Here is a 26,261-nt window from a genome sequence, read left to right as displayed (position 1 = left end):
ACAACCGATGACTGGAGTGCAGCGCGCCGCGGTGCTGTTGCTGTCGCTGGGTGAGAGCGACGCGGCCGAAGTGCTCAAGCACATGGACCCCAAGGAGGTGCAGAAGATCGGCATCGCCATGGCCACCATGACCGGCATCTCGCGCGACCAGGTCGAGAAGGTGATGGACGAGTTCAACGGCGAACTGGCCGGCAAGACCTCGCTGGGCGTGGGCGCCGACGACTACATCCGCAACGTGCTGATCCAGGCGCTGGGCGCCGACAAGGCCGGCGGGCTGATCGACCGCATCCTGCTGGGCCGCAACACCACCGGCCTGGACACCTTGAAGTGGATGGACCCGCGCGCGGTCGCCGACCTGGTGCGCAACGAGCACCCGCAGATCATCGCCATCGTCATGGCGCACCTGGACAGCGACCAGGCCGCCGAGGCGCTGAAGCTGCTGCCCGAGCGCACCCGCGCCGACGTGCTGCTGCGCATCGCCACCCTGGACGGCATTCCGCCGAATGCGCTGAGCGAGCTCAACGACATCATGGAGCGTCAATTCGCCGGCAACCAGAACCTGAAGTCGTCCAACGTGGGCGGCATCAAGGTGGCGGCCAACATCCTCAACTTCCTGGACACCGGCGCCGACCAGGGCGTGCTGGGCGAGATCGGCAAGATCGACGCCGACCTGGCCGGCAAGATCCAGGACCTGATGTTCGTGTTCGACAACCTGGTGGACCTGGACGACCGCGGCCTGCAGACGCTGCTGCGCGAAGTCTCCGGCGAGCGCCTGGGGCTGGCCTTGCGCGGCGCCGACGTCAAGGTGCGCGAAAAGATCACCCGCAACATGTCCCAGCGCGCGGCCGAAATCCTGCTCGAGGACATGGAAGCGCGCGGCCCGGTGCGCCTTGCAGACGTGGAAGCGGCGCAGAAGGAAATCCTCACCATCGTCCGCCGCCTGGCTGACGAAGGCGCCATCAGCCTGGGCGGCGCCGGTGCGGAGGCCATGGTATGAACGAGGTGGTCACCCGCTGGCTGGCCCCGGACCTGCAGCTTGTCCCGGCCCTGCCGGAACCGGACTACGAAGAACCGGCCATGCTCGAGCCGGTGCTGCGCCCGCCGACCCTGGAAGAGATCCAGGCCATCGAAGATGCCGCCCAGCACGAAGGGTTCGCGCGTGGGCATGCCGAAGGCTTCGCCCAGGGCCAGTCGGAAGTGCGCCGCCTCACCGCGCAGATCGACGGCATCCTGGACAACTTCACCCGCCCGCTGGCGCGGCTGGAAAACGAAGTGGTCGGCGCGCTCGGCGAGTTGGCCGTGCGCATTGCCGGCCAGCTGGTCGGCCGTGCCTACCAGGCCGACCCGCAACTGCTGGCCGACCTGGTCGGCGAGGCGGTCGATGCGGTTGGCGGCGCCGGCCGCGAGGTCGAAGTGCGCCTGCACCCGGACGACATCACCGCGCTGCTGCCGCATCTGGCGCCCAGCAGCACCACCCGCGTGGCCCCGGACATGAGCCTGAGCCGCGGCGATCTGCGTGTGCACGCCGAAAGCGTGCGCATCGACGGCACCCTGGACGCGCGCCTGCGGGCTGCGCTGGAGACGGTCATGCGCAAATCCGGAGCGGGCCTGTGAGCGCCCTGTTCGGTGCCACCCCGGCCGATTGGCTGGATGCACGCAATCTGCGCCTGGCCACGCGCCTGGGCACCCTTGGCCTGGAGCCCACCGCCGGTCGCACCCTGATCCGCGAAGGCATCCTGCGCCGCGCGGTCGGCCTGACCCTGGAAGCGACCGGCTGCGAAGCGCCGATGGGCGCGACCTGCAAGGTCGAGGTCGATGGCGGCTGGGTCGACGCCGAAGTGGTCGGCTTCGCCGGCGAACGCACTTACCTGATGCCCAGCGCCGAACTGCATGGCCTGCTGCCCAATGCCCGGGTGGTGCCCTCGCGGCGCCGCGGCGGCGTGGAAGTGGGCGAAGGCCTGCTCGGCCGCGTCATCGACAGCGACGGCACCCCGCTGGACGGCAAGGGCCCGATCCGCGCCGAAGGCAGCATCGGCATGGCCGGCGTGTCGATCAACCCGCTGGCGCGCGAGCCCATCACCACCTCGCTGGACGTCGGCGTGCGCGCCATCAACGCCATGCTGCCGATCGGCCGTGGCCAGCGCGTAGGCCTGTTCGCCGGCTCCGGCGTCGGTAAATCGACGCTGCTCGGCATGATGACCCGCTTCACCTCGGCCGACGTGATCGTGGTCGGGCTGATCGGCGAACGTGGCCGCGAAGTGCGCGATTTCGTCGAAACCACCCTGGGCGAAGAAGGCCTGCGCCGCGCCGTGGTCGTGGCCGCACCGGCCGACCGCCCGCCGTTGGCGCGCCTGCATGGCGCCTACCGCGCCACCGCCATCGCCGAATGGTTCCGCGACCAGGGCTTGAACGTGCTGCTGCTGATGGATTCGCTGACCCGCTTCGCCCAGGCGCAGCGCGAGATCGGCCTGTCGGTGGGCGAGCCGCCGACCACCCGCGGTTACCCGCCGTCGGTGTTCGCCAAATTGCCGGCGCTGGTGGAACGTGCCGGCAACGGCGCCAAGGGGCGCGGTTCGATCACCGCCTTCTACACCGTGCTGACCGAAGGCGACGACCCGCAGGACCCGATCGCCGATGCTGCCCGCGCCATCCTGGACGGCCACATCCTGCTCTCGCGTCGGGTGGCCGACAGCGGCCTGTATCCGGCCATCGACCTGGAATCCTCGGTCAGCCGCGTGGTGCAGGACATCGCCGACGACACCTGGCGCCTGCGCATCCGCAAGCTCAAGCGGCTGCTCTCGGCCTACACCGCCAACCGCGACCTGATCGCCATCGGCGCCTACCAGCGTGGCAGCGACCCGGCCACCGACGAAGCGCTGGCGCGCTGGCCGGAAATCGTCGAATTCCTCGGCCAGGACGTGCACAAGGCCTCGCTCCTGAGCGACAGCCTGTCCGCCCTGCAACAACTGGTCGAACCCGAGAACTAATCCATGATGCAGTCCAAACGGATCGACCCACTGCTGCGCCGCGCGCAGGAACAGGAAGACAAGGTCGCCCGCGATCTGGCCGAGCGCCAGCGCGTCCTGGAAACCCACCAGTCGCGCCTGGAAGAATTGCGCCGCTACGCCGAGGAATACGCCAACAGCCAGATGGCCGGCACCAGCGCGGTGGCGCTGAGCAACCGCCGCGCCTTCCTGGACCGCCTGGACAGCGCCGTGCTGCAACAGGCACAGACCGTGCAAAGCAACATCGCCAAGGTGGAAGCCGAGCGTACCCGCCTGCTGCTGGCCAGCCGCGAGAAGCAGGTGCTGGAGCAATTGGCCGCCAGCTACCGTGCCCAGGAAAACAAAGTGATCGAACGCCGCGACCAGCGTGAGATGGACGACCTCGGCGCGCGTCGTTCGCGCCTGGCCCGCAGCCAAGACACCCACGGAGAATCCGCATGAACCCCTTGTCCGCCTTCGCCGCCGGCCTTGGTGCGCTTGCCGGCACCGGCAAGAAATCCAGCTACAGCGATCCGTCGTCCGAACCGGACGCGGGCCAGGACCAGTTTGCGCGCATGCTCAATCCGGCCAACACGCCGAACCAGGCCCCGCCGCAGGCACCCGAGCGCGTGCCTGCCAAGCAGGCCGCGCCCAAGCCCAACCAGCCCGACAAGAACCGCGGCGACGAGGACAGCCACGACGATGCAGCCGGCGATGCCACTGCCCGGCCGCGGGCGCAGGACGGCGATGCCAAGCAGGCCAAGCCAGGTGCCGCCAAGGACGCGGCAACCACCGACAAGAGCACAGCCGCCACTGCCAGCAAGACCGGCAAACCGGCCAAGGCGGCCGCGACCGGCGAAGACGCGCCCGCAGAAGCGGCCACCGCGACCGATGCCGGCTGGCCGCCGGCTGGCCTGGGTGGCTTCGGCATGGGCCTGCTGGCGCAGGCGCTGCCGGGTGGCGACGTGCTGGCGGCCGCAGCCGCCGCACTGACGGCCAGCATGGCCGGCGCCAACGGCGCTGCGGCGACCGCCACCGCCCTGCCCACCGATGCAGCCGCAGCCGCCGCCACTGCAAACGCCGGCGCCGCCCTGCCCGCATTGGGAGCGCCGGTGCCGGCCGCTGCTGCAGGCGCCAAGCCGACCTCGACCACCGCCGTAAGCGGCGATGCACAGACGGCCGCGTTGATGAGCATGGCCGCCAAGGCGCTGGAGCCGGCCGCCGACGACAGTGCCGCTGCCGCAGCGCCGGACGCCCCGGCGTTCGTGTTGCCGACCACCACCGCGCCGGCACTCACCCGCCTGCAGGACGCCGCACCGATCTTCAGCGCCTCGCCCACGCCTACCCCGGACCTGGGCAGCGACACTTTCGACGATGCCATCGGCGCGCGCATGAGCTGGCTGGCAGACCAGAAAATCGGCCATGCCCACATCAAGGTGACTCCAAACGAGATGGGTCCGGTCGAGGTGCGCCTGCATCTGGAGGGCGACAAGGTCAATGCCAGCTTCACCGCCGCCAACGCCGACACCCGCCAGGCGCTGGAACAGAGCCTGCCGCGGCTGCGCGAAATGCTCGGCCAGAATGGCTTCCAGCTTGGCCAGGCCGACGTCGGCCAGCAACAGCAGCAGTCGGCGGGCAATCGCAATGGCGGCAACGACAGCGGCAACGGCCTGACCCTGGACGACGCCCCGCCCGTCGGAATTCCGTCGGTGGTGTTACGCCAGCGTGGATTGCTGGACGCCTACGCCTGAGACGACGTGCCGGGCACACCCCGACGCCGCCGATCCTCGCGCTCGGCCGCTGGCCGATGACGCCCTCCCACCCCCGCGGCGCAAGGCCTGCGGGGGTATTCTGGTTTCCACGCAGCCCGCGCCAGGAAACCGACGCGGTTTTGGCATGCCAGTTGCATTGACAGGGTGAGCATTCCCCTGGAGCAGACTGTGGCAGCGGCCGAAAAAACCAAGAAGACCGACGACAAAGACGACAAGGGCGAGAAGAAGAAGGGCGGCAAGAAGCCCATCCTGCTCATCGCCATCGGCGTGGTGGTGCTGGCAGCCGCTGGCGGCGGCGCCTGGTTCTTCCTGGGCCACAAGGGCGAGGAAAAAGGCGGCAAGCACGACGCCCCCAAGGTGGCCGAAGTGCCCAAGCCGGCGCAGTACTTCCCGATGGACCCGGCGATCGTGGTCAACCTGGCCGACCCCGGCGATGGCCCGCAGTACCTGCAGGTCGAAGTGCAGCTGGTCACCCGCGACCCCGAAGAGCTCAAGCTCATCACCGAGAACGCGCCGGCCATTCGTGCGCACCTGCTGATGCTGCTGTCGCAGGTCAAGGCCACCGACGTGGCCGACCTGGCCGGCAAGCAGAAGCTGCAGAAGTCCGCCCTGGCCGAAGCGCAGAAGGTCATGACCAGCGAGACCGGCAAGAAGTGCGTCGAAGAATTGCTGTTCACCAGTTTCGTGACCCAGTAAGGCCTGCCCGATGAGCGTCAGTGATCTGCTTTCCCAAGACGAGATCGATGCCCTGCTGCATGGCGTGGATTCGGGCGCGGTCAACACTGAGCCGGAGCCGCTGCCCGGCGAGGCGCGCCAATACGATCTGTCCAGCCAGGACCGCATCATCCGTGGGCGCATGCCGACCCTGGAGATGGTCAACGAGCGCTTCGCGCGGTTGTGGCGGATCGGCCTGTTCAACCTGATCCGGCGCTCGGCCGACCTGTCGGTGCGCGGCATCGACCTGGTCAAGTTCAACGAGTACATGCACTCGCTGTACGTGCCGACCAACCTCAACCTGATCCGGTTCAAGCCGCTGCGTGGTACCGGGCTGATCGTGTTCGAACCCACCCTGGTGTTCACCGTGGTGGACAACTTCTTCGGTGGCGACGGCCGCTTCCACACCCGCATCGAAGGCCGCGAATTCACCGCCACCGAGATGCGTGTGATCCAGCTGATGCTCAAGCAGACCTTCGCCGACCTGAAGGAAGCCTGGGCACCGGTGATGGACGTGGACTTCGAGTACATCAACTCCGAGATCAACCCGCACTTCGCCAACATCGTCACCCCGCGCGAGTACGTGGTGGTGTGCCGGTTCCATGTGGAGCTGGAAGGCGGCGGCGGCGAGATCCACATCACCCTGCCGTATTCGATGCTGGAGCCGATCCGCGAACTGCTCGATGCCGGCATCCAGAGCGACCGCAACGACCGCGACGACTCCTGGAACGTGATGCTGCGCGAGCAGCTGGACACCGCCGAGGTCACGCTCTCCAGCGTGCTGGCCAGCAAGCGCATGAGCCTGCGCCAGCTCACCGGGTTGAAGGTCGGCGACATCCTGCCGATCGACCTGCCCGCCCAGGTGCCGCTGTGCGTGGAAGACATCCCGTTATTCACCGGCGAATTCGGCGTTTCCAATGGCAACAACGCCGTCAAGATCACCGCCGTACGCCCGCCCGGCGTGCAAGCCCCACGCGCCGTTCCCTCCCAGGACCCCAGCAAATGATCAACTCCGACATCCTCGACGCCTCGCCTGCCACCTTCGACAGCCTGCAGGCCGAGCAGGACCAGAACGCCGCCGACCTCAACCTGGACGTGATCCTGGACGTACCGGTGACCCTGTCGCTGGAAGTGGGCCGCGCACGCATCCCGATCCGCAACCTGCTGCAGCTCAACCAGGGCTCGGTGGTGGAACTGGAACGCGGCGCCGGCGAACCGCTCGATGTCTACGTCAACGGCACCCTGATTGCGCACGGCGAGGTGGTCGTCATCAACGACCGCTTCGGCATCCGCCTGACCGACGTGGTCAGCCCCAGCGAACGGATCCGGAGGCTGCGGTGATCGGCCTGCTGGCCACTGCCGCGCCGGTCGCGGCCAAGGCGACCGGGGTCGGCGCGCAGGCACCGTCCTCGCCCAGCCTGTTTGGCGCAGTCTTTGCATTGCTGTTGGTGCTCGCGCTGATCGTCGGCCTGGGCTGGTTGCTCAAGCGCATGCCCGGCAGCGGATTCCGCAGCACCGAGGGCCTGCGCGTGGTGACCAGCCTGGCAGTCGGTGCCAAGGAACGTGTGGTGGTGGTGGAGGTGAACGGCCAGCAGTTGTTGCTCGGCGTCACCGCCGGCGGCATCAGCACCTTGCACACCTTGCCCGAACCGCTGCCGCCCACGCCCGCACCCACCCTGCCCACTTTCAAGCAACTTCCCAATTTCGCCCAGCTGCTCGCCCAGAAGCTGCGCAAGGACCCGTGACATGTTGAGCCGTTGGAATCGTTGGGGGCGCAGTGTGCGCCTGGTGCTGATCCTGCTGGTGATGAGTTGCCCGCTGCTGGCCGCGGCCAGCCCGGCCGCGCTGCCGGCAATGGCGCAGGCCGCGGCACCGGGGGCGACCGCTGCCGCGGTACCGGCCGGTTCCAATCAGTTGCCCTCGCTGCCGAACGTGAGCGTGGGCCGCATCGGCGACCAGCCGGTGAGCCTGCCGTTGCAGACCTTGCTGCTGATGACGGCGATCACCCTGCTGCCGTCGATGCTGCTGGTGCTGACCGCCTTCACCCGCATCACCATCGTGCTGGGCCTGCTGCGCCAGGCGTTGGGCACCGGCCAGACCCCGTCCAACCAGGTACTGCTGGGCCTGGCGATGTTCCTGACCGCGCTGGTGATGATGCCGGTGTGGCAGAAGATGTGGGGCGCCGGACTGCAGCCGTATCTCAATAACCAGATCGATTTTTCCACTGCCTGGACGCTCACCACGCAGCCGCTGCGCGCCTTCATGCTGGCGCAGATCCGCGAGACCGATCTGATGACCTTCGCCGGCATGGCCGGCGACGGCAAGTACGCCGGCCCGGACGCGGTACCGTTCCCGGTGCTGGTGGCCTCGTTCGTGACCAGCGAACTGAAGACCGCGTTCGAAATCGGCTTTCTGATCTTCATTCCGTTCGTGATCATCGACCTGGTGGTGGCCAGCGTGCTGATGTCGATGGGCATGATGATGCTGTCGCCGATGCTGATCTCCGCGCCGTTCAAGATCCTGCTGTTCATTCTGGTGGATGGGTGGGTGCTGGTGGTGGGGACGCTGGCTGCGAGCTTTAATGCGTCGTAGGTGTGGACGCGCGGTGCGCGCGGTAGCGCTTGTCAATCGACTGATTTTTGCGCATTGCGGGGTTGCATTGCTCAACCATCAGCTCCGCTTGCCGCTTTTTGCCTTCCGCTTTTTGCCTTTGTGCTTCGCTTTGGCTTCTAGCTTCTCCAGGGCCCCATACCGCAGCGGCAAGGCCGGCAGATACAACCCGCAGGGCGGCGCGCATGGATGCGCGTCGTTTTTGTAAGGGACATGGATGTCCCTTACAAAAATTTCTGCCGGACTTGCGCACCCGCAGCGCCGTAGGCGCGGAGGGCGCGAGGACGGGGTGTGCTTTCTTTTGGTTACTTTTCTTTGCACAAGCAAAGAAAAGTGACTCGCGCCCGCAGGGCCTGAAAGCCGTTGATTTCTCTGTCTCACACCAAAAACGAAACTGCAAACCGAGCAAACTCAAGTACAGGGCTTTCGCTCCCCTTCGGGGAACGAGTCACTTTCTTTGCTTGTGCAAAGAAGCGCTTTACAGCAGCCGAAGGCTGATCAAGTAACCAAAGAAACACACCCCGTCCTCGCGCCCCTACGCGCCAAGGCGCTACGGGTACGCAGTCCACGTGGGAATTTTTCTAAGGGACATCCATGTCCCTTAGAAAAACGTCGCGCATCCATGCGCGCCGCCCCTTCGGGTTTGACCCACGCGGCCCGCCGCTGCGGTATGGGGGATGAAAAGCGAATTGCAAAAGCCAAGCAAGAGCGACAGCGACAGCGACAGCGACAGCGACAGCGACAGCGACAGCGAGTGCAACACGAGGCAACTCAGATCCCCGTTCGCCAACCAATCCCGAACCACGAATCCCGAATCCCCGCCCCTTTGGCACCCCACTTGCATCAGCACCTCCCATGAGCCCTGAAATCGCCCTGACTGAATTACGTGGTGGCCTGGTCACCGTCCTGTGGATCGCCGGGCCCATGTTGCTGGCCGTGCTGGTGGTCGGCGTGGTGATTGGCGTGGTGCAGGCCGCCACCCAGTTGAACGAGCCGACCATCGCCTTCGTGGCCAAGGCGGTCGCGCTGACGGCCACGCTGTTTGCCACCGGCAGCATGCTGCTGGGGCATCTGGTGGAGTTCACCATCGCGCTGTTCCAGCGCATTCCACACCTGATCGGCTAGCGGGCCAGACCGGATGGATTCTGCAACCCAGATGGTGATCGATGGCCAGCGCGCGTTCGCGATGGTCGGGGCGATCATGTGGACCATGTTGCGCACCGGTGCGTTGCTCACCGCCATGCCGTTGATCGGTACGCGGGCGGTGCCCGGACGGGTGCGGGTGATGCTGGCCGGGACGCTGGCGATGGTGCTGGCGCCGATCCTGCCGCCGGTGCCGGAGTGGGACGGCTTTACCGCCCAGGCAGTGCTGAGCATTGCGCGCGAGCTGGCGGTCGGGGCCAGCATGGGCTTCATGCTGAAGCTGATTTTCGAAGCCGGCGCATTGGCCGGCGAACTGGTGTCGCAGTCCACCGGCCTGTCGTTCGCGCAGATGTCCGACCCGATGCGCGGCGTGACGTCGGGGGTGATCGCGCAGTGGTTCTATCTCGGCTTCGGGCTGCTGTTCTTCGCGGCCAACGGGCATCTGGCCGTGATCGCATTGCTGGTGGACAGCTACAAGGCGTTGCCGATCGGGACCGCGTTGCCCGATGCCGGCGCATTCGCCGAAGTGGCGCCCACCCTGTTCCTGCAGATCCTGCGCGGCGGGTTGACCCTGGCCTTGCCGATGATGGTGGCGATGCTGGCGGTCAACCTGGCCTTCGGCGCGCTGGCCAAGGCGGCGCCGGCATTGAATCCCATGCAACTGGGCCTGCCGCTGACGGTGTTGCTGGGGCTGTTCCTGCTGTCGAGTTTCGCCAGCGAGTTCGCCCCGCCAGTGCAACGCATGTTCGATACCGCCTTCGATGCCGCCAGAGAGCTGACGGCCTGACCCACACTAGACAATGGCCGACCACTGCAAGCACAGCAGGCCGCCAACTTGCCGGCGCCGCCGCCACTGCGACGGGGCCGCCCCGCCTGCACCCTTCCAAACCGTGACACGCCTCAAGTTTCTGGCCGCGCAGCCGTTAAAGCCCCTACACGATTGACGCTGCGTATCGTCGTCCAACACTTACCCATCCCACGGGAATCGATGCTTACTGTGCCTGCGCTGTTGGCCCCGATGCGATTGCAAGGCGCTCGCCTGCGTGCAAGGGCATGGCTGTTGCTGGCGGCGGTGCTGATCTGCGGCACAAGTTGGGCGCAAACCTACAGCTTCCGCGATTACGCCCAGGCCGATGGCCTGCAGGGCATGACCGTCAACAGCCTGCTCGAAGATCGCCAGGGCGTGGTCTGGGTCGGCACCGAGCTGGCGCTACACCGTTTCGAACGCGAACACTTCACCCCGGTCGGCAAGGAGAGCGGGCTGGATGCGCGCTATATCCGCGCGCTCGGGCTGGATGCGGCCGGACGTCTGTGGGTGTCCAGCGCCAATGGCCTGTTCGTGCGCGAGGGCAACGACTTCGTGCAGGTGCTGCGCGAGGGCAAGCCGATCCGTGCCGACAGCGGCAATGTCGTTGCCGCCTACGCCGATGGCGTGGTGGTGGTCAGCGAAAACAGCCTGCTGCGGGTGTCGCCCAATGCCGCAGGCGGCTGGTCGGTCAACCCCCTGCCCTTGCAGATGGACGATGGACGCCTCTTGCCGGCCGGCAGGGCCTTGCTGGCCGATGGAACCGCGTTATGGGCCAGTTGCGGCCAGCACGTCTGCCGGATCGATGCCGGCGGCAGGATCACCCTGCTGTCCGAGGACGATGGCGTGCCCGAACGGCAATGGCGCGCGATCTTTCGCGATCACCTGGGCACCTTGTGGTTGCGTGGGGGCGGGCTGGTGCTCTCACGCGCTGCCGGCGAGCGCGTGTTCCGCAATCGTCCGGCGCCGGCGGGCACCCGGTTCAACACCCTCTCCGGTGCCACGACGCTGTCGGAAGACGCGCAGGGCCGCCTGCTGACGCGTTCGGACCGCGGCCTGGTGCGCTGGGAAGGCGACCACTGGCGCTACTTCGGCCAAAGCCAGGGGCTGCAGATCAGCCCCATGGTTGGCCCGTTGATGATGCAGAGCACCGGCCACCTGTGGATCGGCACGCGCGGCCTGGGTGTGCAGCGCTGGCTGGGCTACGGCACCGTCGAACACTGGGACGAAAGCCAGGGGCTGGCCGAAGCGCCGACCTGGGTGAGCCAGCGACTGCCCAGCGGTGAGCTGTTGGTCGGTGGCGATGCCGGTTCCAATATGCTCGATCCGCGTAGCGGGCGCATGCAGCCGTGGACGCTGGAGAACGGCCAACCCCTGCTGCAATCCATTTCCATTGCACTGTCGCCGGACGATGGTGCGGCCTGGGTGGCGCGCTCGTCCGGAGCCGTGGCGCGGCGCGACCCGCGCAGCGGCAAGACCACCGATGTGCTGCAGCTCGACCTGCCGATCAACAGGCTGATGTTCGATACGGCCGGCACCTTGTGGATCACCACCCCGCGTGGGCTGTACCGCGTACAGCGCGGCACGCCGCTGCGGGCCGAGCGCGAAACGGCCCTGCCGGCAGCCTTCGTGGGCGATATCGACCTGGATCCGCAGGGGCGGCTGTGGGCCAGCACGCGCGAAGGCCTGTTCCTGCAGGCAAAAGACGGCAACTGGCAGCGCGTGCAGGTGCGCGGCGACCTGCCCAGCCAGGATTTCTTCCTGCTCGATTTCAGCGCCGATGGCGAGGTCTGGCTGTCGCTGCGCGATACCGGGCTGTGGCATGGCCGGCTGCAGGCCGACGGCGTGCTGACGCTTGCCGCCGTGGACGACCCGCTGGTGGCGCGGGTGATGCCCTTCATCCTGCGCCACGACAGCAAGGGCCGGCTGTGGCTGGGCAGCAGCCAGGGCCTGGATGTGTACCAGAACGGTCGTTGGTCGCGGGCCACGCGCACGGAAGGGCTGTTGTGGGACGACATGTCGGCCAATGCATTTTTCGAAGACACCGATGGCAGCGTCTGGCTCGGCAGCAGCCGTGGCCTGACCCACCTGCTGGATCCGATGCGCCTGTTCGCCGCACCGCCGCTGCGGGTGGACATCCTGCATGTGCGCCGCGGCAGCCAACCGCTGCTGCCGCAATCCCGGGTGGAGTGGTCGCAGGTGCCGCTGGATGTGGAGCTCAGCACCCCGGGGGCGGAAGGCGGCCCGGACCGCATCAGCTTCCGGTACCGGGTCGAAGGCCATCAGGCCAGTTGGACCAGCACCTCGCTCAGCCACCTGACCTACCCGCTGCTGCCGCCAGGCAGTTACACGCTGGAAGTGCAGGCAATGGATGCCTACCAGCGCAGCAGCAGCCCGATCACCCGCTTCGGGTTCGAGCTGGTGCCACCGTGGTGGCGGGGCGTTCCGGCGATTGTCGGGTACGTGCTGCTGAGCATCGCGGCGGTGATCGCGCTGCTGCGTTGGCGCACCGCCAAACTGCTGCGACGCAAGCGCGAACTGGAGCAACTGGTGGCCAAGCGCACCGCCGAGCTGGAACAGGACAAGCGCGATCTGGAAGCGGCGCGCGCCGAACTCTCGCTCAAGGCCACCCACGACGAACTCACCGGCCTGCTCAACCGCGCCGGCATCCTGGCCGCGTTGCGCGAGATGCTGCTGCACGCCGAACACACCGGGCGTCCGCTGGCGGTGGTGTTGATCGACCTGGACCACTTCAAACTGGTCAACGACCAGCATGGCCATCTGGCCGGCGACGCCGTCCTGGCCGGGGTCGGCCGCCGCATGGACACGCTGATGCGCGGCGACGACCGCATCGGCCGTTACGGCGGCGAAGAATTGCTGGCGCTGCTGCCAGGCCTGAACCTGGATGCCACCCATCGGCTGGACGCCCTGCACCACGGCATCTGCGGCGACTACCCCATCGATGGCGGCTGGCTGCATGTCACCTGTTCGGTTGGCGTGGCCTGGTTCCAGCGTGGCGAAACGCTCGAGCAACTGCTGGCTCGCGCCGATGCGGCGCTGTACAGGGCCAAGCGCAGTGGCCGCAATCGCGTCGATTACGACCACGTGCCGCTGGATACGTTCGATCAGGTGTGACGGCAGCGCAGCTGAGCTTGCCGCGCGTTGCACCCGTTCGACCCGCACGCCGGAGACGCACAAGCGCCGACAATCGATTGCAACGCCTGGTCAAGCGCAAGCCTGCGCCCGCCCAGTACCGCGCCGTGCAAAGCCCGGCAGGGACGACAGGTGAATCGCGCTTGCGCACCCGTGTGACCTGCGTCCTACAACACGCCAGCAACCAGCCGCGTATGCCAGTTCCTCACGCCGTCGTGCTCGCTGAAGCATTAAAGGATTACGCGTCGGCAGCCGCTAGTGATTCCAATGCGGCCTGCAACGGGGGGCTGCCAAGGCAAGCCTGAGACACCGCGCGAGGGGCGCGGACCGCATTGCCGATGCGTGGGAGACTGCAACGTCCGTGGGGTTTGAGCACCGCCAATGGAGGTCGTCGCACCGGCGTGCACCGTTTGCCGTCGTGGTGCTGTTGGCATTGCTGTCGTTGGCCGACCTGGCCGGTGCGCAAAGCGCCAGCATCCGCCGCTATGCCCACGACCAGGGCCTGCTCGGGCTTGCCGGTACCTGCCTGCTGCAGACCCGCGCCACCTTGCTGTGGGTGTGCACCGAGAGCGGGCTGTATCGCTACAACGGGCGCATCTTCCAACAGGTGCCGCTGGATGGCCTGCGCAACGAGCCCACCACCTCGATCGCCGAAACCGCCGATGGGCGGTTGTGGGTGGCCGGCTTCCAGGCCCTGTTCGTCGGCGACGAGCACGGCTTGCGCAAACTGCAGCCCGATGAAGCCGAGCACCTGGGGGACCAGATGCAGCTCGCCAGCCTGCCCTGGGGCACGGTGCTGGCCAATGGCGGCACGCTGGAAATCCTGCAGGGCCGCGCCAACGATCGCTGGCACAGCCAACCGTTGCTGGACACCGCAACCCGCGTACGCGTTCCCGAGTTGTCCAAGTCGCTGAGCCTGTCGGTGGACGGCGACACGCTGTGGGTGGGCTGCGCACGCAAGCTGTGCGCCATCGATGCGCAGCGCAAGGTGCAGGTATTCGGACCCGAACACGGGGTGCCGGACGACCGGTGGTACAGCGTGTTGCGCGACCACGACGGCGGGCTGTGGGTGCGCGGTGCGGGCACCCTGCTCTATCGCGCACGCGGGGCGAGTGCCTTCAGTGTTCGCTCGCTGCCGCTGCTGGATGGCAGCACGGTCGGGCGGCCGGCGGCACTGGTGATGGACAGCGAAGGACGCGTGCTGGTGCGTCGTAACGACGGCCTGGCGCGTTGGGAAAACGGCCACTGGCGCACTTTTGGCGCGGACAATGGGCTACCGCCCGGCAGCAGCGACGCGATCCTGGTGGACCGCGATGGCGATATCTGGATGACCGTGGACGGCGAAGGTCTGGTGCGCTGGGCCGGCTACGAATGGATCGAAAACTGGGACGCCTCGCAAGGCATGCCGGCCGCGCCGACCTGGTCGATCGCCCGCGACACGCAAGGCGCACTGCTGGTCGGCAACGAGCACGGCATCGGCCGCCAGGCCGAGCCGGACAAGCGCTTCGTCCCGGCCCTGCAAAGCGCCGGGATCCAGGTCGTGGGCATGCAGCGCAGCGCAGACGGCAGCTTGTGGACGCTCAATTCGGCCGGTTTCCTGCGCCGCACCTGGCCGGATGGGCGCAGCGCGCAGATCGCCAAGTTGCCGCGCACTGCGCGTCGCCTGCTGATCGACCGCCAGAGCCGGCTGTGGATGCTCAGCGCCGGCGGCTTGTTCGTGATCGAACACCCGCTCGACGGCGGCAGCATGCAGGCCGTGGCCGATGTGCCCGCCATCGCCTACACCGACATCCAGCAAACCGCCGACGGCACGCTGTGGGTTTCCAGCTCCAACGGCTTGTTCCAGCTGCGCGATGGGCGGTGGTCCAAGGTCAGGGTCAAGGTCAACGGCGGCGCGCCGGAGCCATGGATCGCCAAGTTCCATATCAGCGACAGCGGTGAGGTGTGGCTGGCGTTCTATCGCCCCGGCCTGTGGCACGGCATGTTGTTGCACGACGGCCTGGACCTGCAGGAAATCAGCGACGAGGCGCTGCGCGATGTCGGCGTGTACCTGCTGCGCAGCGACAGCTTAGGCCGGGTCTGGGTGGGTCATGCGCGCGGCGTCGAGGTCTACGACGGCGAGCGCTGGGCGCATCTGTCGCAGTCGCAGGGGCTGATCTGGGATGACGTTTCCGAGGCCGCGTTTGCCGAAGATCCGGACGGTTCGGTGTGGATCGGCACCGCACGCGGGGTGAGCCACGTGAGCGACCCGGCGCGCCTGTTCGACGAACGCCAACCCAGCGTGCGCATCGACAGCGTCAGCCGCGGCGGCATGCCGGTGCAGCGCGGGCAGCTGCTGGGCTGGAGCGACAAACCGTTGCACATCGAGCTGTCGACGATGGAGGTCTACGACGACCCCAGCCGCCTGACGGTGCGTTATCGCCTGCTCGGCCTGCATGACCAATGGATCCAGAGCGACAACCTGTCCATCGACCAGCCACCGCTGCCTTCCGGGCACTTCCGCCTGCAGGTACAGGTGCTGGACCGCTACCGTCGCACCGCCTCGCCGATCGCCGACCTGCCCTTCGCGGTCGCGCCACTGTGGTGGCGCAGCCCGCCGGCGATCGCGCTGTATGTGTTGATCGGCGGCGGCCTGCTGATCGGCCTGTGGCGCTGGCGGCACCGCCATCTGGTGGCGCGCGAACGCATGCTGGCCGAATTGGTGTCCGAGCGCACATACCAGCTGGAGCGCGAAAAACGCGAACTGGAAAACGCACGTGCGGCGCTGGCCTTGAAGGCCAGCCACGACGCGCTGACCGGCCTGCTCAACCGCTCCGGCATCCTGGAAGCGATGGCCGAAGAACTGCAGGGCTGCGCGCACGGCGAGCATCCGCTGGCGGTGGTGTTGATCGATCTGGACCACTTCAAACAGGTCAACGACGAACATGGGCACCTGGTCGGCGATGCGGTGCTGGCCAAGGTGGGCGCGCGGCTGACCGCCTGCCTGCGCGATTCGGACAAGGTGGGCCGCTACGGCGGCGAAGAATTGCTGCTGTTGCTGCCAGGCATGAGCCAACAGAGCCAGCACCGGCTGCGCGCCATCCACGAAGCGCTCAGCATTGCGCCCTACGAGGTGGGCGCCGCACGCCCGCTGCAGGTGACCTGTTCGGTGGGCGTGTCCTGGTTCCGTGTCGGCGACACCGCCGCCTCGCTGCTGGCGCGTGCGGACGAGGCGCTGTATCGGGCCAAGCGCTCCGGCCGTAACCGGATCGAGCCGGAGGAACCGGAAAGTTCGGTGGCATGAGCCGCGCAGGCGGCCAGGCCCGGCGGGCACGCGCAGGCAGGCAGCGCACGCGTCTCATCGGCAAGCCACGGCGCGCCGGCAGTCGATGCGCGACCATGCCGTGATTGGGTACGCCGACAGCGCACGCAGGGCGGCCGCAGGACCTTCGAGCGTGCCGTCTCTGGCGGCAACGCTGGGTTGATGGCCTTGGCCGCTTCCCCGCGCTCAAGAAGTCGGCCAAGGGGTCGCTAGGTCTTGGGCAACGCGTCTTTCGACGTGGGAAGTGGATAGGTGGTCGGAACCTACAACCCTGGCATGGTGATGCTGTCGCTGGTAGTGGCCGTGCTGGCTTCCTACACCGCGCTGTATCTGGCCGCACGCACCACTGCCAGTCGTGGCGGCATCGCAGCCGCGTGGCTGGTGGGCGGCGCCATTGCCATGGGCATCGGCATCTGGTCGATGCACTTCGTCGGCATGCTGGCGTTTCGCCTGCCGATTCCGGTCGGCTACGACCTGGCGCTGACGTGCTATTCGATGCTGGCGGCGATCCTGACCTCGGCGCTGGCGCTCTGGCTGACCTCACGCGCGGACCTGCCGTCGCTTCGGTTGGGCCTGGGCGCGCTGTTGATGGGACTGGGCATTGCGCTGATGCATTACATGGGCATGGATGCGCTGCGCATGGTGCCGGCCATTCGCTACGACCCGCTGCTGTTCGGGCTGTCGATCGCCATCGCCATCGGCGCCTCTGCCGCCGCGTTGTGGATCGCGTTCCGGCTGCGACACGATGGGCAGCGCTCCAGCCTGCGCCTGATCGCCGCCTCGATCATGGGCGTGGCGATCGTGGGCATGCATTACACCGGCATGGCCGCCGCCCGGTTCGCGCCCGGTAGCGTGTGTGGCGCGGTGGCCGATACGCATTTGCCGTTGTCGTGGCTGACGGCGGTGGTGGTGCTGGTGACCTTGGTCCTGCTGATGCTGGCGCTGGTCATTTCGTTGCTGTCGCGCCGCTTTCAGCAGCGCACCGATGTGCTGGCGCAGTCGCTGGCCAAGGCCAATGCCGAACTGGCACTGGCCACGCTGCACGACCCACTCACCCGGCTGCCGAACCGCATCCTGCTGCACGAGCATCTCGTGCAGAACATCGAACGCGCCCAGCGCCAGGGGCAGCGCTTTGCGGTGATGCTGATCAACCTGGACGGGTTCAAGGTGATCAACGACGGCTATGGTCATGCGTTGGGCGACCGCCTGCTGGTGGTGGTGGCCGAGCGCTTGAACGCGCACCGGCGCGCGCATGGCAGCCTGGCGCGGCTGGGCGCAGACGAATTCGTGCTGGTGGCCGACATCGCCGACCCGGAAGATGCCGCTGCGCTGGCCGCGCACCTGGTGCAGGCGCTGGCGGTGCCTTTCCTGGTGGCCAACCACGAGCTGCGCCTGAGCAGCAGCATTGGCATTGCGCTGTACCCGGAAGACGCCGGTAGCGAGCACCAGCTGCTGACGCATGCCGATGCGGCAATGACCCATGCCAAACATGCCGGCCGCAACCGCTACAGCTTTTTCGAACGCTCGATGACGGCCACCACCCGCGACCGCCTGCAACTGCTGCAGGAACTGCCGCGCGCGCTGGAACTGGGGCAGTTCGTGCTGCATTACCAGCCCAAGTACTGCGCCGAGGACGGCCGCCCGATCGGCGCCGAAGCGCTGATCCGCTGGCAGCACCCCGAGCGCGGCCTGGTGCCGCCGGACAGCTTCATTCCGCTGGCCGAACGCAGCGGCATGATCGGCCTGCTCGGCAGCTGGGTGCTGCGGCAGGCCTGCCGCCAGATGCGCGACTGGCGGCAGGCTGGGCACGGCGACTGGCGGGTGGCGGTCAACCTGTCGGCCCTCCAGCTGGCCTCGCCCAGCCTGCTGGACGAAGTGGCCACCACGCTGAGCGAATATGCGCTGGCCCCTGGCCAGCTCACCCTGGAAATCACCGAAACCATGGCCATGCGCGACGCCGAGGCCTGCCTGCGCACCCTGGGCCAGCTCAACGCGCTGGGCGTGCGCATTGCCATCGACGACTTCGGCACCGGCTATTCCAACCTGCTCTACCTGCGCAAGCTGCCGGCGCACGAGCTCAAGATCGACCGCAGTTTCGTCCAGGCCATGGACGGCAGCGCCGAAGACATCGCCATCGTGGCGGCCGTGGTCGCGCTGGCGCACACCATGCGCCTGCAAGTGGTGGCCGAAGGCGTGGAAACCCTCGCCCAGCGCAACACCCTGGAACGGCTGGGCTGCGACCAGCTGCAAGGCTATCTGCTGGGCCGGCCGATGGACGCCGAACGCTTCATCGCCACCGTGGTCGCCCAGCGCGACGGCCCGCGCCGCCTGGCCAGCTGAGCCGCTCGCTGCAGCCCCGGCGTCTGGCCTACGGTGCAACCCGCAGCCACCGCTTTTCCGAATCCCGAATCCCGAATCCCGAATCCCGAATCCCGAATCCCGATTCCCGATTCCCGATTCCCGATTCCCGATTCCCAGCTCCACAAACTGGAACGCCGCTTGCATCGGTTGGATTAATCCCCCACCGGCACCTCCATGTCCGAGTCCGAAGACGGCGGCGAGCGTACAGAGCTTCCCACCGAAAAACGCCTACGCGAGGCCCGTGAGCAGGGCAACATCCCGCAATCGCGCGAGTTGTCGACCGCAGCGGTGTTCGGTGCCGGCGTATTCGCGCTGATGGTGCTGGCCCGCGGCATCGGCGATGGCGCTGCGGTGTGGATGAAGACCGCGCTCAGCCCGGACCCGAAGCTGCGCGAGACCCCGATGGCGCTGTTCGGCCATTTCGGCGATCTGCTGCTGCAGTTGCTGTGGGTGATGCTGCCGCTGATCGGCATCTGCCTGGCTGCCGGGCTGGCCGGCCCGCTGATGATGAGCGGCCTGCGCTTTTCCGGAAAAGCCATCATGCCCGATCTCAGCAAGCTCAACCCCGCCAACGGGATCAAGCGTATGTGGGGCAGCAACAGCCTGGCCGAGCTGATCAAGTCGGTGCTGCGCCTGCTATTTGTCGGGCTGGCCGCCAGCTTCTGCATTTCCAAGGGCCTGCACGGTCTGCGCTCGCTGGTGAACCAGCCGCTGGAACAGGCCATCGGCAACGGGCTGGACTTCACCAAGAGCCTGCTGTTCTACACCGCTGGCGCGCTGGTGCTGCTGGCCGCCATCGACGCGCCGTACCAGAAGTGGAACTGGCTGCGGAAGCTGAAGATGACGCGCGAAGAGATCAAGCGCGAGATGAAGGAAAGCGAGGGCAGCCCGGAAGTGAAGGGCCGCATCCGCCAGATGCAGATGCAGATGTCGCAGCGCCAGATGATGGAAGCGGTGCCCAAGGCCGACGTGGTGCTGATGAATCCAACCCACTACGCGGTGGCGCTCAAGTACGAAGGCGGCAAGATGCGCGCCCCGATCGTGGTGGCCAAGGGGGTGGACGAAATGGCCTTCCGCATCCGCGAAGCCGGCGAACAGCACCGGGTGGCGATCGTCACCGCCCCGCCTTTGGCACGCGCCTTGTATAGGGAAGCGCAAATCGGCAAGGAAATTCCCGTGAGACTCTATTCGGTCGTGGCCCAGGTGCTCTCCTACGTCTACCAGCTGCGTGGCTGGAACGGCGGCCCGATGCCGGAACTGCCGTCGCTTGAGGTGGATGAGTTCGGCAAGGGAGCCAACGCATGAGCGCCCGCCCCGCCCCCATGAACGCCCGCCGCGTGATGGAGCTGCTGCGCAACGGCCTGGGCGCCCCGCTGGCGTTGATGGCCATGCTGGCCATGCTGATGGTGCCGCTGGCCGCGCCGGTGCTGGATGCGCTGTTCACCTTCAACATCGCCATCTCGCTGATGGTGCTGCTGGCGGTGGTGTACGTGCAGCGCCCGCTGGAATTCACCATTTTCCCGATCGTGCTGTTGATGACCACGATGCTGCGGCTGGCGCTGAACGTCGCCTCCAGCCGCGTGATCCTGATCAACGGCCAGGACGGTCACGCCGCCGCCGGCAAGGTCATCGAGGCCTTCGGCCAGTTCGTGATCGGCGGCAATTACGCCGTGGGTATCGTGGTGTTCGCGATCCTGACCATCATCAACTTCGTGGTCATCACCAAGGGTGCCGGACGCGTGTCGGAAGTGACCGCGCGCTTCATCCTGGACGCCATGCCCGGCAAGCAGATGGCCATCGACGCCGACCTCAACGCCGGTTTGCTGACGCGCGAGGAGGCCAAGGCCCGCCGCGAGGAAGTGCGCGAGGAAGCCGACTTCTACGGTGCGATGGACGGTGCCAACAAGTTCATCCGCGGCGACGCCATCGCCGCCATCCTGATCCTGTTCATCAACCTCATCGGCGGCATGGCGGTGGGCATGCTCCAGCACGGCATGAGCTTCATGGATGCCGCCTCCACCTACACGTTGCTGTCCATCGGCGACGGCCTGGTGGCGCAGCTGCCGGCCCTGCTGGTTTCGTCTTCGGTCGCCTTGCTGGTGACCCGCGCCTCGCGTGCGCAGGACATGCGCGGGGCCATGGTCAGCCAGGTGTTCGGCCAGCACCGCGCCTTGGCGGTGGCTGCGGCCATCCTCGGCCTGGTCGGCCTGGTGCCCGGCATGCCGAACGTCGCGTTTTTGACGCTGGGCCTGGTCCTGGGCGTGATCGCCTGGAAGCTGTACAAGCGCAGCCTCGCAAAGCCGGCGTCCGGCGATCCGGCGGCCGATCCGCAGGCGGCGGCCGCGGCGACCGCCGCCCAGGCCAGCGCCGAGCTGAGCTGGGACGAGCTGCGCCCGATCGACCCGCTGGGCCTGGAAGTGGGCTACCGGCTGATCCCGCTGGTGGACAAGAACCAGGGCGGCGAACTGATGGCGCGCATCAAGGGCGTGCGCCGCAAGCTCACCCAGGACATCGGGTTTCTGGTGCCGCCGGTGCATATCCGCGACAACCTGGAACTGTCGGCCAATGCCTACCGGCTACTGGTGCATGGCGTGCCGGTGGCCACCGCAGAAATCTATTCCGATCGCGAACTGGCACTGGACCCGGGCGGTGCGCTCGGCCAGCTCGACGGCATCCCCGGCAAGGACCCGGCATTCGGCCTGGACGCCACCTGGATCCAGCCGCACCAGCGCGCCTATGCCGAATCGATGGGCTACACCGTGGTCGACCCGGCGACCGTGGTCGCCACCCACCTGTCGCACCTGATCCGCGAGCATGCGCCCGAACTGCTCGGCCATGAAGAAGTGCAGCAGTTGCTGGCCACGCTGGCCAAGACCGCGCCGAAGATGGTCGAAGACCTCACCCCGAAGGCACTGCCGCTGTCGGTGGTGGTGCGCGTGCTGCAGAACCTGCTGATCGAGAAGATTCCGGTACGGCAACTGCGCAAGATTGTCGAAGCGCTGGTCGAACACGCCCCGCATAGCCAGGACCCGGCCACCCTCACCGCCGCGGTGCGTACCTCGCTGGGCCGCTTCATCGTGCAGGAAATCGCCGGCATGTCGGCCGAGCTGCCGGTGTTCACCCTGGCCCCGCAGCTGGAGCGCGTCCTGCAGGAATCCACCCACGGCAACGGCGTGGCGCTAGAGCCCGGGCTGGCCGAACGCCTGCACCAGAGCCTGGCCGATTGCGTGGGCAAGCAGGAAGCCCGCAACGAACCGGCGGTGGTGCTGGTGCCCGGCCAGGTGCGCGCCGCACTGGCCCGCCTGGTGCGCCACAGCGTGCCCAGCCTGTCGGTGCTGGCCTACAGCGAAGTGCCGGAAGACAAGCGCTTGAAGCTGGTCGGCACGATCAGCTGAGACCGTCCAGCAACAACGCACCCATCGCCCGCCGGGCTTGCCGGGACGGCCCGTCGCGCCCGGGTGCGCTCCTACGACATCCAAGGCGATCCGGAAACATGCCACCCACGCCAACACCGCCGTAGGAGCACACCTGGGCGCGACCGCCTTTACCGGACAGCCCGTCGCGCCCAAGTGCGCTCCTACCAAGCCGTTCCCGCGCCCGGCCGACATGCCAGCCAGCGATGGATACCTGCCGCAACCGACCACCGCACCCGGCGTCGGAAAGCCGCCACCGGCCCGGATCTCCAATCGATTGCATGGCGCTGGCTGCTGCGAGGCGTTCCCGATGCGCCCGGCCGGACGTCCGGCCTGCGAGTGCAGCGGTCCGCAGAAAGACGCCAGCGCCGTACCGCCCCGGAAAAACATCAATCAATTCAGTGACTTGACACCTTCCAACCGGGCCAGACGCACAGCACCCACCCCGCCCTGATGCTCCGGCGCCACGCGCCGGAACGCTGGCACCGCGTTTTGGCACACCGCATGCATTAGCTCTGCCGAGACCACAGCCAGCACCACCGCTGCGGAACTGGACGAACGAACGGGACAGGCAACTCATGACGCTGGCAACACACCCACATTCATCGCACACCCGTCCGGCGTCCGGCGGGTCCCGTTCCTGGAGGCACTTCGTATGAAAATCAAACGCTTTGTCGCCCCGGACATGCGCACCGCATTCCGCATGGTGCGTGAAGAACACGGCCCGGACGCGGTGATCCTGTCCAACCGTCGCACCGCCGAAGGCATCGAGATCGTCGCTGCCAGCAATTACGACGAAGAGCTCGTGCAGCGCGCCCTGGAAACCGCGCGCTCCGACACCCCGGCCCCCGCACAGCACCAGCAGGCTCCCGCTCAGCCGGCGCCTGCCCCGCAAGCCCCGGCCAAGCCCTCGGCACCGGTGCACGCCCTGCTCAAGCCGTCTGCCGACACCGAAGCAAGCCAGCGCCAGCGCGTCGCCAGCGCCGCCGACGACATGATTGCCGCCATGGCGCTGCGCCAGCCGGTCAGCGTGCCGCGCCAGGCGCCGGTCGCCGCGCCGGTGCGTACCGCCAGCATCCCTTCGCCCGCTGCCCAGGCACTCGCCCACGCGGTTGCCGTCACCGCCGCGCCGCGCCAGGAACACGCGCTGTCGGCCGTGCCGGAACAGTTGTTCGCCGACTTTTTGACCACGGCCCCGGTGCAGCGCCCGGCCGTCCCGGCCACGGCGGTGCAGGCGTCCGCGCCGGTCGCGGCGGCAACGGTCACCGCCCCGGCGTTTGCTGCCGCAGGCCAGGACGACGACGCCTTCGCCGATGAAGCCGACTTCGATCTGGACGACGCCCTTCCGCAGATCCTGCCGCCGGCCGCGCTGCCGCCGATCGTGGTCGCCCCGCCCGCCCCCGCTGCGCTGGCCGCAGTGCCGGTGGCGGCCGCGCCGATCCCGCAGAACGACGAAGAACTCAAGCAACTGCGCGGTGAGCTGGCGCTGATGCGGCAGATGATCGAGCGCGAAATGAACCGCCTCACCGACGAGCGCCTGCGTGGCTCGCCGGTGCGCGCCCAGGCGCTGGAACTGATGGACGACTACGGCTTCGACGCCGGCCTGACCCGCGATATCGCCCTGCAGATCCCGGCCGATACCGAATTGCACCGTGGCCGCGGCCTGATGCTGGGCCTGCTGTCCAAGCGGCTGCCGGTGGCCCCGGTCGACCCGCTGGAACGTGGCGGCGTCATCGCCCTGGTCGGGCCGACCGGCGCCGGCAAGACCACCACCATCGCCAAGCTCGCCCAGCGCTTCGCCGCCCAGCACGCCCCGCGCGACGTGGCCCTGGTCACCACCGACACCCAGCGCGTGGGCGGCCGCGAACAGCTGCACAGCTACGGCCGCCAGCTCGGCATCGCGGTGCACGAGGCCGACAGCGCCGAAAGCCTGCTGGACCTGCTCGAGCGCCTGCGCGACTACAAGCTGGTGCTGATCGACACCGCCGGCATGGGCCAGCGCGACCGCGCCCTGGCCGCCCAGCTGAACTGGCTGCGCGCCGCCCAGCAGGTCACCTCGCTGCTGGTACTGCCCGCCAACGCCCATTTTTCCGACCTCGACGAGGTCGTACGTCGCTTCGCCCACGCCAAGCCCCAAGGCGTGGTGCTGACCAAACTCGACGAGACCGGCCGCTTCGGCAGCGCCTTGTCGGTGGTGGTCGACCACCAGATGCCCATCACCTGGGTGACTGACGGACAGCGGGTCCCCGACGACCTGCACCGCGCCAATGCCGCCAGTCTCGTTCTTCGCCTTGAAGATTTGCGGCGCGCTGCCGATAAGCCCTGTACTCCGGAGCACAACCATGCAGTCGCGTGAATACGCCAAGCTGACCAACGCCTTCCCCCTGTCGGCGACCCGTCCCGAGCCTTTGGGCCCGGTGCGCACCATTGCCGTGACCGGTGGCAAGGGCGGCGTGGGGAAAACCAACATCTCCGCCAACCTGGCCGTGGCGCTTGCCGACATGGGCAAACGCACGCTGCTGCTGGACGCCGACCTCGGCCTGGCCAACCTGGACGTGGTGCTGGGCCTGGCGCCCAAGTACACCCTGGCCGACCTGATTGCCGGCCGTTGCACGCTCGATGAAGTCATCATCGAAGGCCCCGGCGGCGTGCTGGTGGTGCCGGCCGCCTCCGGTCGCCGCCACATGGCCGAACTGGCCCCGGCCCAACACATCGGCCTGGTCAACGTGTTCTCCGAACTGGAACGCGACCTGGACGTGATGGTCATCGATACCGCCGCCGGCATCACCGACAGCGTGCTGACCTTCTGCCAGGCCGCCCAGGACACCGTGGTGGTGGTCTGCGACGAGCCGGCCTCGATCACCGACGCCTACGCGCTGATCAAGGTGCTCTCGCGCGAACGCGGCGTGGACCGCCTGCAGATCATCGCCAACATGGTGCGCGACCCCAACGAAGGTCGCTTGCTGTACGACAAGCTCTCGCGCGTGTGCGAAAAGTTCCTCGGCGATGTGTCGCTGAACTATCTCGGCCATGTGCCGCAGGACGACTGGCTGCGCCTGTCGGTGCAGCGCCAGCAACCGGTCATCAAGGCCTACCCCGCCAGTCCGTCGGCGCAGGCCATCGCCGAAATCGCACGCCGTACCTCGCGCTGGCAGGCCCCGACCGTGCCGCGCGGCAACGTCGAGTTCTTTGTCGAACGCATCATCCAACGGGGAGTGGCCGCATGAGCACCGCTACCGCAACCACGGCCAGCGCGCAGTACCGCGCCGTGCAGCGCAACAACGCCAACGACGTGGTGACCCAGCACGCCGACCTGGTCCGCCGCATCGCCCACCATCTGGCGGCGCGCCTGCCGGCCAGCGTGGAAGTGGACGACCTGATCCAGGCCGGCATGATCGGCCTGATCGAAGCCTCGCGCAGCTACGACTCCGAACAGGGCGCTTCGTTCGAAACCTATGCCTCGATCCGCATCCGCGGCTCGATGATCGACGAGATTCGCAGGGGCGACTGGGTGCCGCGTTCGGTGCACCGCCGCGCCCGCGACGCTGCCGCCGCCGTGCGCAAGATCGAACAGAACACCGGCCGCGCCGCCGCCGCCACCGAAGTGGCCGCCGCGATGGAAATGCCGCTGCCCGATTACCTGCGTCTGATGGAAGATGCCGCACGTGGCCAGGTGCTGAGCCTGGAATCGCGCATCGAAGATCACGGCGAGCTGGACACCACCGCCAAGGGTGGCCCCAACCCGCAGCAGATGATGGAGCGCGGCGAATTCGGCCGCGAGCTGGGCAAGGCCATCGGCCAATTGCCCGAGCGCGAGCAGCTGGTGCTGTCGCTGTACTACGAACAGGAATTGAACCTGAAGGAAATCGGCGCCGTGCTGGGCGTCAGCGAATCGCGCGTGTGCCAGATCCATGGCCAGGCGGTGGTGCGTTTGCGTGGCCGCCTCAAAGTCTTCGAACTGGCCGATGCCGGCGTCGAAGTCGACGACTGAATTTTTCGCGTAAT

21 protein-coding genes are annotated in these 26,261 nt (G+C 67.6%); 20 read left to right on the top strand and 1 reads right to left on the bottom strand.

Going from position 1 to position 26,261, the window contains the following annotated elements; genetic code table 11:
- The first annotated feature begins 7 nt into the window (after window positions 1-7).
- The 10 genes from fliG (at window position 8) to fliP (ending at window position 8,062) form a co-directional block, all read left to right on the top strand.
- Window positions 8-997, top strand: coding sequence for a flagellar motor switch protein FliG (gene fliG, locus ACCQ16_RS09935; RefSeq protein WP_005918162.1), 990 nt, complete (start codon window positions 8-10; stop codon window positions 995-997).
- Complete coding sequence (locus tag ACCQ16_RS09930) at window positions 994-1,614, top strand: FliH/SctL family protein (RefSeq protein WP_011347268.1); 621 nt, start codon at window positions 994-996, stop codon at window positions 1,612-1,614. The genes fliG and ACCQ16_RS09930 overlap by 4 nt, the downstream gene beginning before the upstream one ends.
- Window positions 1,611-2,987, top strand: a complete 1,377-nt coding sequence (locus ACCQ16_RS09925; RefSeq protein WP_005918170.1) for a FliI/YscN family ATPase — start codon at window positions 1,611-1,613, stop codon at window positions 2,985-2,987. Before ACCQ16_RS09930 ends, ACCQ16_RS09925 begins: the two co-directional genes overlap by 4 nt.
- Before the next feature lie 3 nt (window positions 2,988-2,990).
- Window positions 2,991-3,446, top strand: coding sequence for a flagellar export protein FliJ (gene fliJ, locus ACCQ16_RS09920; RefSeq protein WP_005918178.1), 456 nt, complete (start codon window positions 2,991-2,993; stop codon window positions 3,444-3,446).
- The gene (locus ACCQ16_RS09915) at window positions 3,443-4,735 is read left to right on the top strand and encodes a flagellar hook-length control protein FliK (protein WP_277573110.1); all 1,293 of its coding nucleotides are present in this window, start codon (window positions 3,443-3,445) and stop codon (window positions 4,733-4,735) included. The genes fliJ and ACCQ16_RS09915 overlap by 4 nt, the downstream gene beginning before the upstream one ends.
- Before the next feature lie 165 nt (window positions 4,736-4,900).
- Complete coding sequence (locus tag ACCQ16_RS09910) at window positions 4,901-5,452, top strand: flagellar basal body-associated FliL family protein (RefSeq protein WP_008577202.1); 552 nt, start codon at window positions 4,901-4,903, stop codon at window positions 5,450-5,452.
- Window positions 5,453-5,462: 10 nt separating this feature from the next.
- Window positions 5,463-6,476 carry a flagellar motor switch protein FliM gene (fliM, locus tag ACCQ16_RS09905; protein WP_008577203.1) on the top strand — a complete coding sequence of 338 codons (1,014 nt, stop codon included), beginning with the start codon at window positions 5,463-5,465 and terminating at the stop codon, window positions 6,474-6,476.
- Window positions 6,473-6,811, top strand: a complete 339-nt coding sequence (fliN, locus tag ACCQ16_RS09900; RefSeq protein WP_007969679.1) for a flagellar motor switch protein FliN — start codon at window positions 6,473-6,475, stop codon at window positions 6,809-6,811. Before fliM ends, fliN begins: the two co-directional genes overlap by 4 nt.
- The gene (fliO, locus tag ACCQ16_RS09895) at window positions 6,808-7,215 is read left to right on the top strand and encodes a flagellar biosynthetic protein FliO (RefSeq protein ID WP_011347264.1); all 408 of its coding nucleotides are present in this window, start codon (window positions 6,808-6,810) and stop codon (window positions 7,213-7,215) included. The genes fliN and fliO overlap by 4 nt, the downstream gene beginning before the upstream one ends.
- A 1-nt stretch (window position 7,216) precedes the next feature.
- On the top strand, window positions 7,217-8,062 hold the full coding sequence (gene fliP / locus ACCQ16_RS09890; protein ID WP_277573111.1) for a flagellar type III secretion system pore protein FliP: 846 nt from the start codon (window positions 7,217-7,219) through the stop codon (window positions 8,060-8,062).
- A gap of 619 nt (window positions 8,063-8,681) precedes the next feature.
- Here fliP and ACCQ16_RS09885 read toward each other — a convergent pair.
- The gene (locus ACCQ16_RS09885; protein WP_277573112.1) at window positions 8,682-8,843 is read right to left on the bottom strand and encodes a hypothetical protein; all 162 of its coding nucleotides are present in this window, start codon (window positions 8,841-8,843) and stop codon (window positions 8,682-8,684) included.
- Between the two features lie 92 nt (window positions 8,844-8,935).
- Here ACCQ16_RS09885 and ACCQ16_RS09880 point away from each other — a divergent pair, with 92 nt between their 5' ends.
- The 10 genes from ACCQ16_RS09880 (at window position 8,936) to ACCQ16_RS09835 (ending at window position 26,247) form a co-directional block, all read left to right on the top strand.
- Entirely contained in the window at window positions 8,936-9,205 is a 270-nt protein-coding gene (locus ACCQ16_RS09880) for a flagellar biosynthetic protein FliQ (protein WP_005917968.1), read from the top strand.
- Between the two features lie 13 nt (window positions 9,206-9,218).
- Window positions 9,219-10,010, top strand: coding sequence for a flagellar biosynthetic protein FliR (gene fliR / locus ACCQ16_RS09875; RefSeq protein WP_008572484.1), 792 nt, complete (start codon window positions 9,219-9,221; stop codon window positions 10,008-10,010).
- A 201-nt stretch (window positions 10,011-10,211) separates the two neighbouring features.
- A complete protein-coding gene (locus tag ACCQ16_RS09870) occupies window positions 10,212-13,163 on the top strand; it encodes a diguanylate cyclase domain-containing protein (protein WP_008572482.1) in 2,952 nt (983 codons plus the stop codon).
- Window positions 13,164-13,542: 379 nt separating this feature from the next.
- A complete protein-coding gene (locus ACCQ16_RS09865; protein WP_277573113.1) occupies window positions 13,543-16,464 on the top strand; it encodes a diguanylate cyclase in 2,922 nt (973 codons plus the stop codon).
- Between the two features lie 270 nt (window positions 16,465-16,734).
- A complete protein-coding gene (locus ACCQ16_RS09860; protein ID WP_209262017.1) occupies window positions 16,735-18,822 on the top strand; it encodes a putative bifunctional diguanylate cyclase/phosphodiesterase in 2,088 nt (695 codons plus the stop codon).
- A 195-nt stretch (window positions 18,823-19,017) separates the two neighbouring features.
- Entirely contained in the window at window positions 19,018-20,148 is a 1,131-nt protein-coding gene (gene flhB, locus ACCQ16_RS09855) for a flagellar biosynthesis protein FlhB (protein ID WP_005917698.1), read from the top strand.
- 17 nt (window positions 20,149-20,165) lie between these two features.
- Window positions 20,166-22,238, top strand: a complete 2,073-nt coding sequence (gene flhA, locus ACCQ16_RS09850; protein ID WP_029828960.1) for a flagellar biosynthesis protein FlhA — start codon at window positions 20,166-20,168, stop codon at window positions 22,236-22,238.
- 673 nt (window positions 22,239-22,911) lie between these two features.
- Window positions 22,912-24,612, top strand: coding sequence for a flagellar biosynthesis GTPase FlhF (flhF, locus tag ACCQ16_RS09845; protein WP_277573114.1), 1,701 nt, complete (start codon window positions 22,912-22,914; stop codon window positions 24,610-24,612).
- Window positions 24,599-25,483, top strand: coding sequence for a MinD/ParA family protein (locus ACCQ16_RS09840; RefSeq protein WP_005918202.1), 885 nt, complete (start codon window positions 24,599-24,601; stop codon window positions 25,481-25,483). Before flhF ends, ACCQ16_RS09840 begins: the two co-directional genes overlap by 14 nt.
- Window positions 25,480-26,247 (top strand): RNA polymerase sigma factor FliA, encoded by a 768-nt coding sequence (locus ACCQ16_RS09835; RefSeq protein WP_008576048.1) that lies wholly within the window; start codon window positions 25,480-25,482, stop codon window positions 26,245-26,247. The genes ACCQ16_RS09840 and ACCQ16_RS09835 overlap by 4 nt, the downstream gene beginning before the upstream one ends.
- The last annotated feature ends 14 nt before the right edge of the window (window positions 26,248-26,261 follow it).

It is taken from the genome of Xanthomonas sp. NCPPB 1062 (assembly GCF_041481705.2).
GTDB classification, from domain to species: Bacteria; Pseudomonadota; Gammaproteobacteria; order Xanthomonadales; family Xanthomonadaceae; genus Xanthomonas; species Xanthomonas euvesicatoria.
The sequence above is the reverse complement of the archived record's forward strand: the minus strand, read 5'-3'. Positions and strand labels throughout refer to the sequence as shown.

Excerpts from the sequence above, each read along its gene's own strand:
- fliM (WP_008577203.1), top strand. The coding sequence starts at position 5,463 with ATGAGCGTCAGTGATCTGCTTTCCCAAGACGAGATCGATGCCCTGCTG.
- ACCQ16_RS09870 (WP_008572482.1), top strand. The coding sequence starts at position 10,212 with ATGCTTACTGTGCCTGCGCTGTTGGCCCCGATGCGATTGCAAGGCGCT.
- fliG (WP_005918162.1), top strand. The coding sequence starts at position 8 with ATGACTGGAGTGCAGCGCGCCGCGGTGCTGTTGCTGTCGCTGGGTGAG.
- fliJ (WP_005918178.1), top strand. The coding sequence starts at position 2,991 with ATGATGCAGTCCAAACGGATCGACCCACTGCTGCGCCGCGCGCAGGAA.
- flhB (WP_005917698.1), top strand. The coding sequence starts at position 19,018 with ATGTCCGAGTCCGAAGACGGCGGCGAGCGTACAGAGCTTCCCACCGAA.
- flhA (WP_029828960.1), top strand. The coding sequence starts at position 20,166 with ATGAACGCCCGCCGCGTGATGGAGCTGCTGCGCAACGGCCTGGGCGCC.
- ACCQ16_RS09915 (WP_277573110.1), top strand. The coding sequence starts at position 3,443 with ATGAACCCCTTGTCCGCCTTCGCCGCCGGCCTTGGTGCGCTTGCCGGC.
- ACCQ16_RS09930 (WP_011347268.1), top strand. The coding sequence starts at position 994 with ATGAACGAGGTGGTCACCCGCTGGCTGGCCCCGGACCTGCAGCTTGTC.
- flhF (WP_277573114.1), top strand. The coding sequence starts at position 22,912 with ATGAAAATCAAACGCTTTGTCGCCCCGGACATGCGCACCGCATTCCGC.
- ACCQ16_RS09835 (WP_008576048.1), top strand. The coding sequence starts at position 25,480 with ATGAGCACCGCTACCGCAACCACGGCCAGCGCGCAGTACCGCGCCGTG.
- fliN (WP_007969679.1), top strand. The coding sequence starts at position 6,473 with ATGATCAACTCCGACATCCTCGACGCCTCGCCTGCCACCTTCGACAGC.
- fliP (WP_277573111.1), top strand. The coding sequence starts at position 7,217 with ATGTTGAGCCGTTGGAATCGTTGGGGGCGCAGTGTGCGCCTGGTGCTG.
- ACCQ16_RS09880 (WP_005917968.1), top strand. The coding sequence starts at position 8,936 with ATGAGCCCTGAAATCGCCCTGACTGAATTACGTGGTGGCCTGGTCACC.
- ACCQ16_RS09840 (WP_005918202.1), top strand. The coding sequence starts at position 24,599 with ATGCAGTCGCGTGAATACGCCAAGCTGACCAACGCCTTCCCCCTGTCG.
- fliR (WP_008572484.1), top strand. The coding sequence starts at position 9,219 with ATGGATTCTGCAACCCAGATGGTGATCGATGGCCAGCGCGCGTTCGCG.